The sequence below is a fragment of the Rhizobium sp. FY34 genome (assembly GCF_005222845.1).
Taxonomy (GTDB): domain Bacteria; phylum Pseudomonadota; class Alphaproteobacteria; order Rhizobiales; family Rhizobiaceae; genus Neorhizobium.
In genome coordinates this window covers 450,192-466,096 of the sequence record NZ_STFZ01000018.1, presented here as the reverse complement: position 1 = coordinate 466,096, position 15,905 = coordinate 450,192, and the positions used below count along the sequence as shown (strand labels likewise).

General features: G+C 60.7%; 19 protein-coding genes. 7 read left to right on the top strand and 12 right to left on the bottom strand.

Annotation, left to right across the window (positions count from 1 at the left end; translation table 11 throughout):
* Nucleotides 1-147: 147 nt before the first annotated feature.
* The 6 genes from E8M77_RS16515 to E8M77_RS16490 form a co-directional block, all read right to left on the bottom strand.
* A complete protein-coding gene (locus E8M77_RS16515) occupies nucleotides 148-444 on the bottom strand; it encodes a type II toxin-antitoxin system RelE/ParE family toxin (RefSeq protein WP_137131708.1) in 297 nt (98 codons plus the stop codon).
* A complete protein-coding gene (locus tag E8M77_RS16510; protein WP_348639908.1) occupies nucleotides 441-740 on the bottom strand; it encodes a type II toxin-antitoxin system ParD family antitoxin in 300 nt (99 codons plus the stop codon). The genes E8M77_RS16515 and E8M77_RS16510 overlap by 4 nt, the downstream gene beginning before the upstream one ends.
* Before the next feature lie 67 nt (nucleotides 741-807).
* Nucleotides 808-1,353 carry a sarcosine oxidase subunit gamma family protein gene (locus E8M77_RS16505; RefSeq protein WP_137131707.1) on the bottom strand — a complete coding sequence of 182 codons (546 nt, stop codon included), beginning with the start codon at nucleotides 1,351-1,353 and terminating at the stop codon, nucleotides 808-810.
* A 12-nt stretch (nucleotides 1,354-1,365) separates the two neighbouring features.
* On the bottom strand, nucleotides 1,366-4,323 hold the full coding sequence (locus E8M77_RS16500; protein ID WP_137131706.1) for a sarcosine oxidase subunit alpha family protein: 2,958 nt from the start codon (nucleotides 4,321-4,323) through the stop codon (nucleotides 1,366-1,368).
* Nucleotides 4,320-4,610: a sarcosine oxidase subunit delta gene (locus tag E8M77_RS16495; protein WP_137131705.1), complete on the bottom strand. Its 291-nt coding sequence runs from the start codon at nucleotides 4,608-4,610 to the stop codon at nucleotides 4,320-4,322. The genes E8M77_RS16500 and E8M77_RS16495 overlap by 4 nt, the downstream gene beginning before the upstream one ends.
* A 12-nt stretch (nucleotides 4,611-4,622) precedes the next feature.
* Nucleotides 4,623-5,876 carry a sarcosine oxidase subunit beta family protein gene (locus E8M77_RS16490; protein ID WP_137131704.1) on the bottom strand — a complete coding sequence of 418 codons (1,254 nt, stop codon included), beginning with the start codon at nucleotides 5,874-5,876 and terminating at the stop codon, nucleotides 4,623-4,625.
* 253 nt (nucleotides 5,877-6,129) lie between these two features.
* Between E8M77_RS16490 and E8M77_RS16485 the strand changes: the two genes are divergently transcribed.
* Nucleotides 6,130-7,161, top strand: a complete 1,032-nt coding sequence (locus tag E8M77_RS16485) for a DUF2793 domain-containing protein (protein ID WP_137131703.1) — start codon at nucleotides 6,130-6,132, stop codon at nucleotides 7,159-7,161.
* 245 nt (nucleotides 7,162-7,406) lie between these two features.
* On the top strand, nucleotides 7,407-7,682 hold the full coding sequence (locus E8M77_RS16480) for a DUF1153 domain-containing protein (RefSeq protein WP_062455190.1): 276 nt from the start codon (nucleotides 7,407-7,409) through the stop codon (nucleotides 7,680-7,682).
* A 79-nt stretch (nucleotides 7,683-7,761) separates the two neighbouring features.
* Here E8M77_RS16480 and E8M77_RS16475 read toward each other — a convergent pair whose 3' ends face one another.
* Nucleotides 7,762-8,211 (bottom strand): paraquat-inducible protein A, encoded by a 450-nt coding sequence (locus E8M77_RS16475; RefSeq protein WP_137131702.1) that lies wholly within the window; start codon nucleotides 8,209-8,211, stop codon nucleotides 7,762-7,764.
* A 103-nt stretch (nucleotides 8,212-8,314) separates the two neighbouring features.
* Here E8M77_RS16475 and E8M77_RS16470 point away from each other — a divergent pair, with 103 nt between their 5' ends.
* On the top strand, nucleotides 8,315-8,596 hold the full coding sequence (locus E8M77_RS16470) for a GNAT family N-acetyltransferase (protein ID WP_137131701.1): 282 nt from the start codon (nucleotides 8,315-8,317) through the stop codon (nucleotides 8,594-8,596).
* A 78-nt stretch (nucleotides 8,597-8,674) separates the two neighbouring features.
* Here E8M77_RS16470 and E8M77_RS16465 read toward each other — a convergent pair whose 3' ends face one another.
* Entirely contained in the window at nucleotides 8,675-9,025 is a 351-nt protein-coding gene (locus tag E8M77_RS16465) for a flagellar export protein FliJ (RefSeq protein ID WP_137131700.1), read from the bottom strand.
* 439 nt (nucleotides 9,026-9,464) lie between these two features.
* On the opposite strand from E8M77_RS16465, the gene ctrA reads away from it, so the two are divergent.
* Nucleotides 9,465-10,166, top strand: a complete 702-nt coding sequence (ctrA, locus tag E8M77_RS16460; protein ID WP_137131699.1) for a cell cycle two-component system response regulator CtrA — start codon at nucleotides 9,465-9,467, stop codon at nucleotides 10,164-10,166.
* 187 nt (nucleotides 10,167-10,353) lie between these two features.
* On the opposite strand, the gene E8M77_RS16455 is transcribed toward ctrA, so the two are convergent.
* Both E8M77_RS16455 and E8M77_RS16450 read right to left on the bottom strand, forming a co-directional pair.
* Nucleotides 10,354-10,716, bottom strand: a complete 363-nt coding sequence (locus E8M77_RS16455) for a response regulator (protein ID WP_137131698.1) — start codon at nucleotides 10,714-10,716, stop codon at nucleotides 10,354-10,356.
* A gap of 96 nt (nucleotides 10,717-10,812) precedes the next feature.
* Complete coding sequence (locus tag E8M77_RS16450) at nucleotides 10,813-11,460, bottom strand: histidine phosphotransferase family protein (RefSeq protein ID WP_137131697.1); 648 nt, start codon at nucleotides 11,458-11,460, stop codon at nucleotides 10,813-10,815.
* 201 nt (nucleotides 11,461-11,661) lie between these two features.
* Here E8M77_RS16450 and E8M77_RS16445 point away from each other — a divergent pair, with 201 nt between their 5' ends.
* Together E8M77_RS16445 and E8M77_RS16440 are read left to right on the top strand one after the other, a co-directional pair.
* Nucleotides 11,662-12,249: an EipA family protein gene (locus E8M77_RS16445; RefSeq protein WP_137131696.1), complete on the top strand. Its 588-nt coding sequence runs from the start codon at nucleotides 11,662-11,664 to the stop codon at nucleotides 12,247-12,249.
* 110 nt (nucleotides 12,250-12,359) lie between these two features.
* Nucleotides 12,360-13,541, top strand: coding sequence for a hypothetical protein (locus E8M77_RS16440; protein WP_137131695.1), 1,182 nt, complete (start codon nucleotides 12,360-12,362; stop codon nucleotides 13,539-13,541).
* Nucleotides 13,542-13,555: 14 nt separating this feature from the next.
* Here the strand turns inward: E8M77_RS16440 and E8M77_RS16435 are convergent, their stop codons facing one another.
* Nucleotides 13,556-14,383 carry an RNA methyltransferase gene (locus tag E8M77_RS16435; protein WP_137131795.1) on the bottom strand — a complete coding sequence of 276 codons (828 nt, stop codon included), beginning with the start codon at nucleotides 14,381-14,383 and terminating at the stop codon, nucleotides 13,556-13,558.
* Between the two features lie 10 nt (nucleotides 14,384-14,393).
* Nucleotides 14,394-14,783 (bottom strand): hypothetical protein, encoded by a 390-nt coding sequence (locus E8M77_RS16430; RefSeq protein ID WP_137131694.1) that lies wholly within the window; start codon nucleotides 14,781-14,783, stop codon nucleotides 14,394-14,396.
* Nucleotides 14,784-14,825: 42 nt separating this feature from the next.
* On the opposite strand from E8M77_RS16430, the gene E8M77_RS16425 reads away from it, so the two are divergent.
* Nucleotides 14,826-15,854 (top strand): RluA family pseudouridine synthase, encoded by a 1,029-nt coding sequence (locus E8M77_RS16425; RefSeq protein ID WP_137131693.1) that lies wholly within the window; start codon nucleotides 14,826-14,828, stop codon nucleotides 15,852-15,854.
* Nucleotides 15,855-15,905 lie beyond the last annotated feature (51 nt).

Below are 15,905 nucleotides of genomic sequence, written 5' to 3'. Positions count from 1 at the left end.
AAAGACATTCCTTTGCTGCACGACGATAGAGCGAAGCCTAGTGACTGCGCATGACAGACAATAGTCGCTTTTACGAAAGAAACTGTACCGTTTGCGTCACTGCGGAGAAGGCGGTGGCGTGCGCTTTGCCCCAAAGACCAAGACCGCTTAAAGCCCCAGAAGCTTGCCCCGATAGGCTATCCGCAGAATGACGACGTTCTCGTTTTCAACAACAAAGGCAATGCTGGCGGCCCGCTCGAAACCGATGATGCGCAACCCTTCGCGCACATCCGTGCGGATCGTGCCGCGTTCAGGGGCGATCTCCAAAGCCGAGAGAAACCGACGGAGCCTCGACAGGTAATTCGCCGCAAGCACTGCAGACCCTGACGCATCGCGGATGTAGAGATAGATGTCGAAAAGATCCGCTTCGGCCTCGGGTGTCAGGCGAACGGAATAGGTCTTCACGACCGTTGGCTCTCCAGGGCGGCAATGCGGGCATCAAGCCTCGTCATTGCATCATCGATAGGCAGGGCGCGGGCCGGATCCTGTTTGTAGCGATCATAGGCCGGGGCAACCTCATCCAGAAGCCAGCGCTCCATCTCCTCGTCCTTGGAGACGAGCGACAAAAGCCCCTCACGAATGACTTCGCTTTCGCTGGCATATTCGCCGGATGCGACCTTTGACGCCACCATATCCGCCAGATCGGCTGGCAGGATAATGTTGAGTGAGCGAGAACCCTGCATGGCACGGACCTTTTCCAACTGTTTCCTATCATGCCACAGATGATTTACGTGGGGTAGCAGTTCCTTAGGCCCATGCGCTCACACCTCACCCGAATGCAGCCGTCAGGGCAAATTCGCGGCCCATTTCCTTCAACTCTTCGAACACCGTGCCGGCATAGGAACGCGGCACGATGATCTCGAAACTGTCTGGCCCGCTACGCGCCAGATTGCCGGCCACATGGGCAATCAGCATATTGCCGCTGGCACCCACAGCAAACACATCGGCATGCAGATCTATGCCCACGCATTTGGCGAGGATGCGGCGCACATCAGGCCCAGAGATCTGCATGAGCACGCGCCCGTCGCTCTGGTCGAAAGCCGAGCTGCCGGGAATGGCACGCAGGAGCCGCAGCAGCGCCTCGGGCGATGACGATTGCGACACGGCGAGCCACTCGCACGGGCCGCAGCTGCGGATCGAGACATCCTCCAGAAGGTCGAGCGCCAGCTGCACATCCTCCTCGGCCTCGGCATGCGCGAGCACCGTGACGATGGTCGGGCGGCGGGAAACACTCAGGTGATGGGCATTCGGCTTCATTTCAAAGCCAATGATGTGATCTTCCAGCACATGACGGTGGGCAAAGGAAATGGTCATCGGTTCTTTCCCTCACACATGCAGTTTCAGATTGTCGGGATCGACAAACACCGGCGCGCAGACTTCCGCCAGCAATTCCTGGCCGCGCAGCGCATCCCAAACAACGATCTTTTCGCCAAACCGCTCGCGCCCGGATTTCAGCATGGCAAGCGCAATGTGGGAGCCAAGCGTCGGCGAATAGCAGGCAGACGAGACAAAGCCCTGATCATTGATCATGGACGGCTTGGCGTTTTCCTTCAGAAGATGCGCACCGGCCTTGATCTCGCCATCGGCTTCGACCGGCTTCAGACCCACCATTTGCAGCCGGTCGGCAGCGGTGAGACCAAAGCGCGTGGAGAGCCGCTTGCCGATAAAATCCGGCTTCTGCATCGCCATCATGCGGCCAAGCCCCACATCATCGGCGGTGGTGCGGCCTTCCAGCTCGTTATGCGTCACATGGCCCTTTTCGATGCGCAGCACGTTCAGCGCTTCGACGCCATAGGCGCAGATGCCATCGCCCTGCCCGGCCTCCATGATCGCATCCGCCACCGCCTCGCCATAGCCGGCAGGCACAGCCAGTTCATAGGCCAGTTCGCCGGAAAACGAGATGCGGAAGAGGCGCGCAGCAAGCCCGCCCTTCAGGGTCACCTCGCGGGCGGCAAGAAACGGGAAGGCGGCATTCGATAGATCATCTTCCACCAGCCGCTGCAGGATGATGCGGGCTTTCGGCCCGGCCAGCGACATCTGCGCCCATTGGTCGGACGAGGAGGCAAACCGCACGTCGAGATGAGGAAAGAGCGTCTGGGCGGCAAATTCCAGATGCGCCATCACCTCTGCGGCATAGGCCGTGGTCGTGGTCAGCACATAATGGTTTTCCGAAAGCCGGCTGGTCGTGCCGTCATCATAGACGATGCCATCCTCACGCAGCATCAGGCCATAGCGCGCCTTGCCGACCGGCAGTTTCAGAAAATTGTTGCTGTAGACGCGGTTGAGGAATTCCCCAGCGCCTGCCCCGAAGATCTCGATCTTGCCGAGCGTCGAGACATCGCAGAGCCCGGCGCTGGAGCGAACGGTTTTCACTTCCCGATCAACCGCCTCGCGCCAGGTCTTTTCACCTTCGCGCGGGAACCAGGAAGAGCGATGCCAGAGCCCGGATTCGACAAAGACCGCACCATTTTTGGCAGCCCAGCCATGCAGCGGCGAGCGGCGCACGGGGCGTGAATGTTCCCCCCTCGCCGTGCCGGCCAGCGCACCAAAGGAAACGGGCGTGTAGAAGGGCCGGAAGGTGGTGGTGCCGATGTCGGCGGGCGACATGCCGCGCATGCCGGCAATAATGCCAATAGCGTTGACATTGCCAAGCTTGCCCTGGTCGGTTGCCATGCCGGCGGTCGTATAGCGCTTGGTATGCTCCACATGGCCAAAGGCCTCACGCTGCGACAGCGCAAGATCGGCAACGGTCACATCGTTCTGGAAATCGACAAAGGCCTTGCCCCTGGAGCCCGGCATATACCAGAGCGATGCAAAGGCCGGATCATAGGCGCCTTCAACCTCGGGCATGTCCATCTCGTAGGCGGCAAAGCCCAGATCGCGACAGAGCGCTATCGCCTTGTCGGCGCCATCCTTCAGGCATTCGGAAAGTGCGGCAAGGCCCGCGGCACTGCCGGCTGCCACAAAGGCCGAACCAAAATCGGGGGCGAGAAATGCCTGTTTTTCGTCCGACCAGACGGGCTTTGCACCGCGCTGGCACAGAAGATGCACGATGGGCGACCAGCCGCCGGACATGGCAAGCGCATCGCAGTCGATCGCTTCCTCATAACCGGATCGCTCGGCAATCATGCCCTTCAGCGACAGATGCCCCGTGGTGGCGATCACGCCCGCACCGCGCAGAACGCGCAAACCCTCGGGCACGGCATCGCCACTATCGCGACGCGGATCAATGAGCGCCGTCACCTCGACACCGGCTGCCATCAGGTCGCGCGCCAGCCCATAGCCGGAACCGCCATTGGTAAAGACGGCGACCTTGCGGCCAATCGCGACGCCATAGCGGTTGAGATAGATACGGGCGCCCTCAGCCATCATCACGCCGGGCCGGTCATTGCCGCCAAACACCAGCGGGCGCTCTTCCGCGCCAGAGGCCAGGATGGCGCGCTTGGCCACGATGCGCCAGAGCCGCTCGACCGGCAGATCAGCGCTTGGGCGGGCCACGTGCTTTTGCACCTTTTCCACCGCGCCGAAGACCATGTCGTCATACCAGCCGAAGACGGTGGTGCGCGCCATCAGCGTCACATTCGGCAGGCTCACAAGCTCATCAACGATCGCTCTTGCAAACTCGTCCGCCGGCACACCGCCAATGTTGAGCTTTTCGCACAGCAGCGAGCCGCCGAAGCGAAAATCCTCATGCGCCAGGATCACCCGCGCACCGGCGCGTCCCGCCGCCAAAGCCGCCATCAGCCCTGTCGGTCCGGCCCCCACCACCAGAAGGTCGCAATGCGCCCAGGCCTTCTCGTAGCGGTCCGGATCAGCCTCGGTCACGATGCGGCCAAGACCTGCGGCCCGGCGGATCAGCGGCTCGTAGAGCTTTTCCCAGAAGGCTTTCGGCCACATGAAGGTCTTGTAGTAGAAGCCCGCCGACAGGAAGGGCGACAAGAGGCCATTGACGCTGCCGATATCGTATCTGAGTGACGGCCAGCGGTTCTGGCTTGCAGCCGTCAGCCCGTCGTAAAGCTCGGCAACGGTTGCCCGCGTATTCGGTTCGCGGCGTGCGCCCTCGCCGATCGTCACCAGCGCATTCGGCTCGGCGGCACCTGCCGTCACGATGCCGCGCGGGCGGTGATATTTGAAGCTGCGGCCAACCAGCATTTCGCCATTGGCAAGCAGTGCAGAGGCCAGCGTATCGCCCTCGAAGCCGCGCATCGCCTTGCCGTCGAAGGTGTACGAGATGGCATTGCCACGGTTGACGATACCGCCGGAGGAAAGCCGAAACGAACTCATCGTACCCCCTCCTTCTGGCCCGCGCGCCCAGCCACAGTCGCATCGGTCACGGACAACACCGCGTGACTGACATTGTCGCGCTCGACCACCAGATAGCGACGGCAGCCGGAAACATGATGCCAGTATTCGCGAATGACACCCTTGGGGTTGTCACGCACGAAGACATAGCGGTTCCAGGTCTCGTCAGACGCATTGGGCGCCGGACGCACCGGCACCGCATCGCCGCGGATCGAGAATTCTTCCTTGGGGCGAACCCCACAATGGGGACAGGTGATCAGGCTTGCCATGATATCATCTCGTCAATGCAGGTTCGGCTGCGGGCCCTTGCCGCCCTCGTCGATGGCAAGGCCGCGCTCGAAGCGATCCAGGCGCAAAAGCCGCGCCGTGTAATGGGGCTCATCCTTGGCAATCAGATGGGCGAAGCAGAAGCCGGAGGCGGGTGTCGCCTTGAAACCGCCATAGCACCAGCCGCAGTTGAGATAGAGGTTGGCGATCGGCGTCTTGTCGATGATCGGCGAGCCGTCCATCGACATGTCCATCACGCCGCCCCAGGCGCGCAGCACGCGGGCTCGCGACAGACCGGGGATCAGCGATACCCCTTCCTCGATCGTATGCTCGACAGTGGCCAGATTGCCGCGCTGGGCATAGGAGGAATAATAGTCGATATCGGCGCCGAATACCAAGCCGCCCTTGTCGGACTGCGAGATGTAGAAGTGCCCGGCACCATAGGTGATGACATTGTGGATCACCGGTTTCAGCCCTTCCGAGACAAAGGCCTGCAGCACATGCGTCTCGATCGGCAGGTCGAGCCCGGCCATCTTTCCCGTCACAGACGTATGCCCGGCCGTGGCCAGTGCCAGCCTGTTGCAGCCAATGAAACCCTTCGAGGTTTCAACGCCCGTCACAAGGCCGCTCTCATCGCGACGAATGCCGTTCACCTCGCACTGCTGGATGATATCGACGCCGCGCATGTCAGCGCCGCGACCATAGCCCCAGGCGACCGCATCATGCCGGGCAGTGCCGGCGCGCTTCTGATAGAGACCGCCGAGGATCGGAAAACGGGCATGGTCGAAATTGAGGTAGGGCATCATCTTGCGCACCCCTTCTCGATCCAGAAGAGCGGCCTCGACGCCATGCATCTTCATGGCATTGCCGCGCCGCGCATAGGCATCGCGCTGTCCATCGGAATGGAAGAGATTGACGATGCCGCGCTGCGAGACCATCGCATTGTAGTTGAAGTCCTGCTCCAGCCCTTCCCACAGTTTCATGGAAAACTCGTAGAAGGGCTCATTGCCCTCCAGCATGTAATTGGAGCGGATAATCGTGGTGTTGCGGCCGATATTGCCGGAGCCGAGATAGCCCTTTTCGAGAACGGCGACATTGGTGATACCGAATTCCTTGGCCAGATAATAGGCCGTCGCCAGGCCATGGCCGCCACCGCCGACAATGATCACATCATAATGCGGCTTGGGCTGCGGTTCGCGCCAGGCGGGCTTCCAGTTGCGGTTGCCGGAAAAGGCTTGCCGGACGATCTCGAGAGCGGAATAGCGCATTTCAATACCCTGACTGTATGCGTCTCACCTTCGCACATGCACCACAAAGGACAAGCGCAATCCGGGCGCCAAAGAGCAGGTTGTACTGCTGCAAGACAGGAAGATCGCCACCGTGGCCCCTCTGCCACGCCGCACGGCCTGGGGATAAATCCCTGATCGTGCCTCATGTTTATCAAGGGCTTGGGCGGCATGGCCTCCCCGCCTCGACGCCTGCGGCTATTCTTGATGCGAAACCCGAGCGGAGCGCATTTCCATGGCCGATACTACCGCAAATCTTGCCCTGCCCTTCATCCTGCCTTCGCAGGCGCAGAAGCACGTTACCCATAACGAGGCCCTCGTCATCCTCGACCGGCTGGTGCAGCTGATCATCGAATATGAGGGTGCGGCACCGCCCGGCCTGCCCCAGGAAGGCCAGCGCTTTTCGGTGATCGGCACCCCATCGGGCGCCTGGAGCGGACGCGCTGGCACCATTGCCATCTTCGAGGATGGACGCTGGCTGTTTGCCGCGCCGCGCCCCGGCTATCTTGCCTGGTTCAGGGATGCCGGCGCCATCAAAGTGTTCTCAGGCAGTATCTGGGAGCGCCCGGCTCTGCCCGCAACACTGGCGCCATCGATGCTCGGCGTCGGCGCAACGCCGGACCTGACCAACCGGCTGGCGGTCACCTCGCCTGCAACCCTTCTCAACAATGCCGGCGCCGGCCATCAGCTGAAAATCAACAAGGCCGGCATCGGCGATACGGCCTCACTGCTTTACCAGAGCGGCTGGTCCGGCCGGGCCGAAATGGGCCTTGCCGGCAATGACCAGTTTTCCGTGAAAGTGAGTGCCGATGGCAGCAGCTGGAATACCGGCCTTACCATCGACGGCGGCGGTCGTGTCACTCTGCCGAATGCGCCTTTGGCACGCGCGCACCGCACGGCCGGCACGTCCGCACCGGCAGCCGGCGCTGAAACAGGCTTCACGACGCTTGCGCTCCAGCAAGGCGGCGTGACGCTGGGTCTGGCGGCGGCTGGCGGCGGCAATGCGCTGACCGTTCCGGCGGACGGGCTCTACCTCATCTGCGCCAATATCACGGCGACGGCATCCTCCGGCTATACGGTCAATGTCCGGCGCAATGCGGCAACGACGCTGCTTGCGCTGCGCGGGCCAACCGCCGTTCCGCTGACCATCCATGCCAGTGGCGTTTTCCAGCTCTACGCTGCTGACCGGCTGACATTCCAGCATGCCGGTACCGCCACATTTGACGAAGGACCGGGCAAAACCGAGCTGTCGATCCTGCGCGTCTGACCTTCACAAAGGCGGAAAAAGATGGCGTTCGGCCGGTTGAAGCCGGGTCGCCATCTCTTTTCCAAGCATAAACCCCATATTTGAAAGTCGAGATACACTCGGGAATCAAGGGGGAAACTGATTATCTCTCTGCAATATCAAGCCTTCCGGGCAGGATTCAGACAATTCAAGGTTCCCATTTAGTCAATTGTTAAAGCTGCGACGGTACGGTCGTTCATGTGGTCTTGTGTAGTGTAGAGAGTCCAATGACCGAAATGATCCGTCCTCGAGTTAAATATGTCATCGGCCCCGATGGCAGCCCACTGACCATTGCGGATCTTCCGCCGGCCAATACGCGCCGTTGGGTCATCCGTCGCAAGGCGGAAGTGGTTGCAGCGGTGCGTGGTGGCCTCTTGAGCCTCGAGGAAGCCTGCGAACGATATACGCTTACCGTCGAAGAATTCCTGTCCTGGCAGGCATCCATCAACGATCATGGCCTGGCTGGCCTGCGCACCACCCGCATCCAGCAGTACCGCCATTAGGCGGCTGAAGGGCTGACGGCATCAACCGAGATCCCAGGGCCTTTGGCCCAATGGGATTTTTCGGTCGGAATACGTGCCCCTATCCCCTGCCAGACGTGGAAGACGTCGACATCATCAGCCCGACGATCACCGCCGAGGCTGCATAGAACCAGAGGCCAGGCTGCGCGACTGCGGATGCCAGGCCACTGCTCTTGGCCGCGAATATCACAATTGCCACAAGCATCACGTCAATCATAGACCACTTCGACAGATGCGGCAGCGCGCGGCCGAAAGACCCCTCCGGCAGAGCCCGCCCGGCCTCGCGCCAGGCAAGCAGAATGAGCTTGAGGAGCGGGAACACCACCGAAAACAGCCCGATGAGAAGTGCAAGCGGCCACTCGCCCTCGCGCCACAATCCGACGACCAGATCAAGGATCGACGGGCTGTCGGCAAACACATAGAGCCGTTCCAGCCGCATGATCGGCAGCACAAGCCCAAGCACCAGCGACACCGCCGCCAGGGCCATCAGCAGCATCCGCCATCGGGCCATGTGATCTCCCGTTTTAGAGTGTGGCATTTGGCCCGCGTCTGGTTTTGCACCGCAAGCGTCCCATATCAGCTTTGATACGCCTTGACGATTGGACGCAAAGCCCATGCAGATCATCCTCGAAGACACGCAGTCCGGCGGCCGCTACCACGCCGAACTGGCTGGGCATAGCGCTGAAATGACGTTTTCACGCGCCGATCCGCACCTGATCGTCATCGATCATACACAGGTGGATGATGCCCTTCGGGGCAAAGGTGTCGGTCAGGCGCTCGCCGAACATGCCGTCGATGAAGCCCGCAAGGGTGGCTGGAAAATCATCCCGCTCTGCCCGTTCTTTCAGGCACAGGTTTCCCGTCACCCCGACTGGCGGAATGTGATCCAAGGTTAACCTGTCAGGAATTCACAAAAAAGCACGCGCGGATACACTTGGCATCCACGCATGATTAGGACAGTGCTGACAAACGGATCAGGCGCGAGCGCGCATGCCGCCGTCCCGCTCTTCAAGAGCGGTTGCTTTGGATAGCTCAGCCTGAGCCTCCTCCAGGGCAAGTTCTGCGCTGTCCTGCTGGACGCGGAGTTCCCGGATGGAGCCTTGCAGATTGTCCGCACGTTGGCGGGCCGCCTTGGCAAAGGTCGGATAGGCGAAGTGATTCGGGTCTGTGATTCCCGATTTTTTCTCTTCGATCGAAATCTGGTGTTCCAGTTCTTTCGACATACGTTCAAATTCCGCCATCATCAGCTGCAACTGCTGCAATTGGCGGCGCTTTTCATTCACCTGAAATTCTTTCAGGCGCACAAGGCTGTCACGCGTCTTCATACGCAATACTCCCGTGGATAGCGAGACCCCGGCTATTTACACTCTTAGACCCTGAGTCCGAACTGCCACAGTTCGGACGAAAAAATTGCTGCGGCGTTAAGGAATTGGCGTCCGCGGTAACCTTTCATTTACGGGCATCGTTAATGATAGGGACGATCGTTTAAGGGTCCGTAAATGCCATGGCCGATTTCGGCTGACGACAATGATGAGTCGTATGAATCACTTAAGGGTAAAACCTGCCAAAGGGATTCAGGTATGGCGCTGGCAGATTCACAATGAAAATCAGGCCAATACCGACTTTGTTTAACAAATTCCTATGCCTTGCCAAAGGCGGTCAGAGTTTGTTAACCAATTGGTGTCAGCTTCCACATCAGGCAACGTCTGGATCCGTTTCGCGTTGGGGGGCATCCACACCTTCGCGGCGGTAAAGGGGAAAAATATGCGGGTTCTACTCATCGAAGATGACAGCGCGACTGCTCAGAGCATCGAGCTGATGCTGAAGTCCGAGAGCTTTAACGTCTATACGACGGATCTCGGAGAAGAGGGCGTCGACCTCGGAAAGCTGTACGACTACGACATCATCCTGCTGGATCTCAATCTTCCGGACATGTCCGGCTACGAGGTTCTGCGGACGCTGCGTCTGTCGAAAGTCAAGACTCCGATCCTGATCCTGTCCGGCATGGCCGGCATCGAGGACAAGGTTCGCGGCCTCGGCTTTGGCGCCGACGATTACATGACCAAGCCGTTCCACAAGGACGAGCTTGTTGCACGCATCCACGCCATCGTGCGCCGATCCAAGGGCCATGCCCAGTCGATCATCGTCACCGGCGAACTGGTCGTGAACCTTGATGCCAAGACCGTTGAGGTCGGCGGCCAGCGGGTTCACCTGACCGGCAAGGAATACCAGATGCTCGAACTGCTCTCGCTGCGCAAGGGCACGACGCTGACGAAGGAAATGTTCCTGAACCACCTTTATGGCGGCATGGACGAACCGGAACTCAAGATCATCGACGTCTTCATCTGTAAGCTCCGCAAGAAGCTTGCCAATGCGGCTGGCGGCGCAAACTATATCGAGACGGTCTGGGGCCGCGGCTATGTGCTGCGCGAGCCGGACAGCAACGAATACGCCGAAACCGCGTAAACCTCGTCACAGTCGCGATCATCCATAGTTGAACGCCCGGCATTGTCCGGGCGTTTTTCGTTTGCGCCCCGAGACGCGAATGCAAGGCACCTTGCCCAGACACAAAGCGCGCATGCAAAAACGGCCCGGCCTTCTTTTAAAAGCTCGAGGCGCAAAGGATAGTCACGGGAGATGAAAAACGCTGGCGTCAGGCCGCAGCCGCATAGGGCGAAAAGACCGCCGAGAGGATCTTGCGGTCAAACGGCTTCATCAGGAAGTCGTCGGCTCCGGCGCGCTTGCCCATCATCATCTTTTTCAGATCGGCTTCGATGACGCAGTAATAGATCCGCAGCTTTTCGGCACCCGGCATGGCACGGACGCTGGCAATCAGGCCCAGCGCGCCTTCCATGCTCGCATCGACAACGAGAATGGCCGGCAACTCGGCCTGGCAGCGCATCAGCGCCTCCTGCTCATGTGCCGCCTCGATGACCACGAAGCCGAGTTCGGAGAGAATGCGCTTTGCGACGGTGCGAACGATATCGGAACTGTCGGCAATCATCAGGCGCGTCATGGAACCTCCAACCTCGACACTACAAGGGCTGCCCCCCGCAAGGCGGGAGCAGAGGGCAGGTTAATCGGCGATGGCTAAAGAACCGTTACCGTAGCCTCACACGGCCGGCACTTCGGCGATGAACGCAATATTGTCCTCCGAGACCACATGGCGCAGTTCCATGCCGCATTCGTCGGCCAGCAGCACCGTGTAATAGGGCTGGATGGAATGGGCATCGACAGCTTCTTCCAGCGAGTCGGCACAGATCTCGGCATATTTGGTCGGCAGGCGCAGCATGCGGCCCTTGACGGTCAGCGTGAATTTCGCGTCCGTCTCCGGGTTTTCCAAGACGACATCGATCGAGCCGCCACGCGGAATGGCGCTATAGGCAACCATGAACAGGTTGAGCAGCATTTTCACGCGGTTCTTCGGAATGATGGCGCGCGGACCGCTCCAGGTCACTTCCGTCTTCTTTTCCGCGATGGCGAAATCCTTGGCGGCCTTTTCGGCCTCGCCCGTATCGATCGAGGCACCGACAGAGCCGGAGGCACCGAAAGCCAGACGCGCAAACTTCAGACGAACCGAAGCATTGATGGCCGAGGTGCGAATCAGGTCCAGCGCGTCGGCATCGGCGCCGCCTTCGTCCAGCAGTTCCAGACCATTGTTGATGGCGCCAACCGGTGAAATGACGTCATGGCAGACGCGGCTGCACAGGAGCGCCGCCAGATCATGACCACTGAGGTTGAGCTTCGGATTCTTCGGCATTGGCTTTTCCTGATTGGTGCGTCGGTGCAATGACACCGTCTTGCACGACAATATTGCGTGAACCTGAGCGAATGACGCCGCAGGTGCCCGGTTCGCCGCCATAATGACACCATTTTTGGTAAACCGGTTGTTAACAGGATGGTCGCAAGATGGTGCGGCCGCGACTATAGGCATCCTATTCAGAAAAAAACGGACAGGCCAATGCGCTTCGAAAGACTTACCGCTGCCGCCCGGCTGCTTGCCATATCGCTTTTTGCGGCGCTTGCGGCTGTGCCGCCGGCGACTGCCTTCGCACAACAATCCTCTGCCCAATACAATGTCCAGGAAATCATCGATGCCGGCCACGGCTTTTTCGGCTCGACCAGCGGCGGCCTGGCCAAGGTGGTGGAAAAGGCGTTCCAGCAATATGGACTGCCGAATGGCTATATTCTCGGCCAGGAAGGGTCCGGCGCCTTCATTGCCGGCCTGACCTATGGCGAGGGTGAACTCTATACCAAGAATGCCGGCCAGCACCCGGCCTTCTGGCAGGGGCCGTCGCTCGGCATCGATTATGGTGGCCAGGGCGCGCGCACCATGATGCTGGTCTATAACCTGCCGGATATCAACACCCTTTACACCCGCTATGGCGGCGTCAGCGGTTCAGCCTTCGTGGTGGCCGGTGTCGGCATGACGGCGCTGCGCAACAACAATGTGCTGATCGTGCCGATCCGCACCGGCATCGGTGCGCGCTTAGGTGTCAATGTCGGCTATCTGAAGTTCACCCAGGCCGCCACCTGGAATCCCTTCTGAGACTGGCATAACGCCGGCGAAGCTTTCATCGCGAAATTCAGGCGCTTATTGTTGTGCGAGAGCGGATGGAGTAGCTCCATCCGCATCACCATTGTTGAAAAAGGTCTCCTGTGATCGAATTCGCGCTTCTCTTCGGCCTGGGCTTTCTGAGCGCGACGCTTCTCGTGATGGTCCTTGCGCCGGCCGTACATCGGCGGGTGGTGCGCTATACGGAAAATCGCCTGAAGGCGACTATGCCGATCAGCCCGCCGGAAGTGCGGGCGCAGCGCGATCTGGCGCGCGCCGTCTACGCGGCGGAAAATGCCCGCACCAAGCAGGAACTGACCTTTCAGCGCGATCACGCTCTGGAGCTGCAACTGGCCCATGACAAGCTGACGAAGGAGGCAGCCCAGCTGCACGCCACCAATGACGATTTGCGCATGCAGGTGGAGGACATGAGCACGGAGGCAGCCGATCTTCGATCACGCCTGCGCCGCGAGGAAGGCTTTATCCATCAGCTGAAGGAATCGCTGCAACTGGTCGAAAGCAGCGCGGCCCTGAAAGAAGAGGAAATCGAGGCCCTGCAACGCCGTATCGCGCGGCTGGCGACCGATATCGACACGCTGAAGATTGACCTCTCCACCCGCGATACGGAGGTGGAGAATGCCCGCTTCCGCAGCGCCGCCCTGCGCGAGGAACGTGATACGCTGCGCACGGATGTGAAGCTGCTGACGGCGCGCGCCAAGGAAGCCGAGCGCCGGCTGCAGGAGGAGATGAACCGTGCGGCCCGCGCCGATGACCGGCTGGCACGCGAGATTGCCGAAAAGGCCGATCTCCAGGTCACAGTGGAGCGGCGCGAACAGCAGCTTGAGCGCCTGCAACAGAAGCCGAAGACCGGCCGCAGTGCCACCAAGCGAAATGCCAAAAGCGGGGCGGCCGTTGCGGCAGACCTTGTCGAGCATGGTGATGGCGGCGAAACACCGGACGCCGCGCAGATAGCGACCGAACCAAAAGAAGAAAAAATGCCGCCCATGCCGGATCTGACCCGTTTTGCCGAAGATATCCGCAACCGCAGCATCGCACTGGGCGCGCATCTGACGACGGGCCGCAAACTCAATGACGATGCCGTGCGCCAGGAACTGGCATCGATCGCCGCAGACATGGTGGCGCTGACGGCAACTCGTGAGGGAAGTGCATCGCCCATTCCGTCGCTACTAGAGCGTGAAGACCGCCCGGATCTCGACCGGATCAGCCTTGCCGCCCGCGCCCGCCATGCGATCGCAACCATCGGACCGCAGGCGCCGGACGCATAGAGGCGGTCGAAAGCTCAGATAAGGCCTTGACGGCGTGCCATTTCATAGAGCGCGATACCGGTAGCGGTGGCGGCATTCAGGCTGTCGAGCCCCGGTTTCTGGCTGATGCGCGCCGTCTTGAACCGCGCCATGATCGCAGCCGGAAGCCCCTCGCCTTCGGTGCCGGTGACCAGCGCTATACCGCGCGCCGGCGCAATGGTACCGATCTCACATTCCCCACGCGGCGATAATCCATAGATCGAAAATCCGGCGTCTGACACCTCTTGCAGGAGGTCCAGCGCCGAACCGCCGCGCACATAAGGCACCGACAACACGGAACCGACAGAGACGCGCAGTGCCTTGCGGTAAAGCGGATCGCACGAGGTTTCATCCAGAAACACCGCCGAGGCGCCGAAGGCTGCGGCATTTCGAAAGATCGAGCCGATATTGTCGTGGTTGGAAATACCGCAGGCAATGACCACGAGCCCCGGATCAGGCACGGAAGCCAGAAGCGCGGCAACGGTCGATTGCCGGACCCGCCGCCCAAGCGCCAGAACGCCGCGATGCAGATGAAAGCCGGCAATGGCATCGAGAACGGCCGCACCAGCCACATAGACCGGCACATCGGCTGGATAAAGCGTCAGAATGTCACCGACACCCTCGACGCGGTTTTCCAGAAGCAGGATCTTGTCGGCGCAAAAATCGCCGCCCACGGCATGGGCTGCCGCCAGCATGCGCAGGACAACCGTTCCCTCGGCGATAAACACACCGCGACGGCCGACCAGATCCCGCTCGCGAATGCCGCGAAACTCGGCGATCCGGGGATCGTCGGCATCCGTGATGCGGATCGGCGGACTGGGCAGCTGCATCATGTCAGCGGTCGGCGACCGTGACATCCGCGACGATGCGCCCGACGGAGAGATCGAAGATCATCACCTTTTGCACACCGGCCAGCACGCCATAAAATAGGATCTGGCTGCCCGATTGCGACACGGAGCGGATCTCGAAGCCGGTCGGCAGACGCGCCGTCACGGCCAGCGGCTGATCGGCAGGAACGGCAAAGCCAGCCCCCGTGGCAAGGCTTGTCGGTGCCGGCTGCGGCGCATTCCTCACCTTGTAGACAACGGCCAACAACACCGCCATAAGGCTGATGAACATGATGCCGCCGGAGACCACCTGCAGGCGCACCATCTTGCGACGGACGGCTTCCATGACCGGATCGAGCGGCTCTTCTTCCTGTGTCTCGGGTTCGAGATGGGCCATCTGGTCGGGCGTCCTTGCTCTAACTGTCATCGGGATGAACATATGAACGACCCCTTTAACCAAGCTGCGACGCCAAGGAAAGTCCTGACTGCCGGCGAGGAAGCCGCAGGACGGCTGGATGCCTGGCTGACCTCCGTGCTGGAGGGCGAGTTTTCCCGCAGCCGGCTAAAGGCGCTGATCGAACAGGGGGCGGTCACGTTGAACGGTACGGCCTGCACCGAACCGAAAAAGAAGATCAATGTGGGCGATACGGTGGAGATCAATCTGCCGGAGCCGGAAGATCCCGAACCCAAGGGCGAAGACATTCCGCTCGACGTTCTCTACGAGGATGACGACCTGATCGTGCTGATCAAGCCCGCTGGTCTCGTCGTGCATCCGGGCGCCGGCAACTGGACCGGAACGCTGGTCAATGCCCTCATCCACCATTGCGGCGACAGTCTCTCCGGCATTGGCGGCGTCAAGCGCCCCGGCATCGTCCATCGTCTGGACAAGGAGACGAGCGGCGTGATGGTGGTGGCGAAAAACGACATCGCCCACCGGCATCTGGCGGCGCAATTTGCCGATCACGGCAAGACCGGCGATCTGGAACGCGCCTATGTCGCCCTCGTCTGGGGCCGGCCCCGCCAGCTGCGCGGCACGATCGATGCAGCGCTTGGCCGTTCCGGCACCGACCGCACCAAGCGCTCCGTCAAGCGCGAGGACACAGAAGATGCCCGTGAAGCCGTGACCCATTACGAGGTCACCGAACGCTTCCACGAGAAGGAAGATGCAAGCTGCCTCGCATCGCTGGTGGAATGCCGGCTGGAAACCGGCCGCACGCACCAGATCCGCGTGCATATGGCCCATATTGGCCACCCGCTGATCGGTGATCCGGAATATGGCGCCGCCTTCAAGACCAAGGCGAATCTTTTGCCGGAAGCGGCCCGCGCAGTGGTCAACCGCTTTCACCGCCAGGCGCTGCATGCCTTCCTTCTGGCGTTTGAGCATCCGCGCACCGGCGAGGTCATGGAGTTCCGCTCTCCCGTTCCAGCCGATATGGAAGAACTGCTGGAAGCGCTCAGAAGCGAGTAGCGACTGGTCTTCATACGGGAATCCCGTATAATTGCACCGGACAAAAGGAGC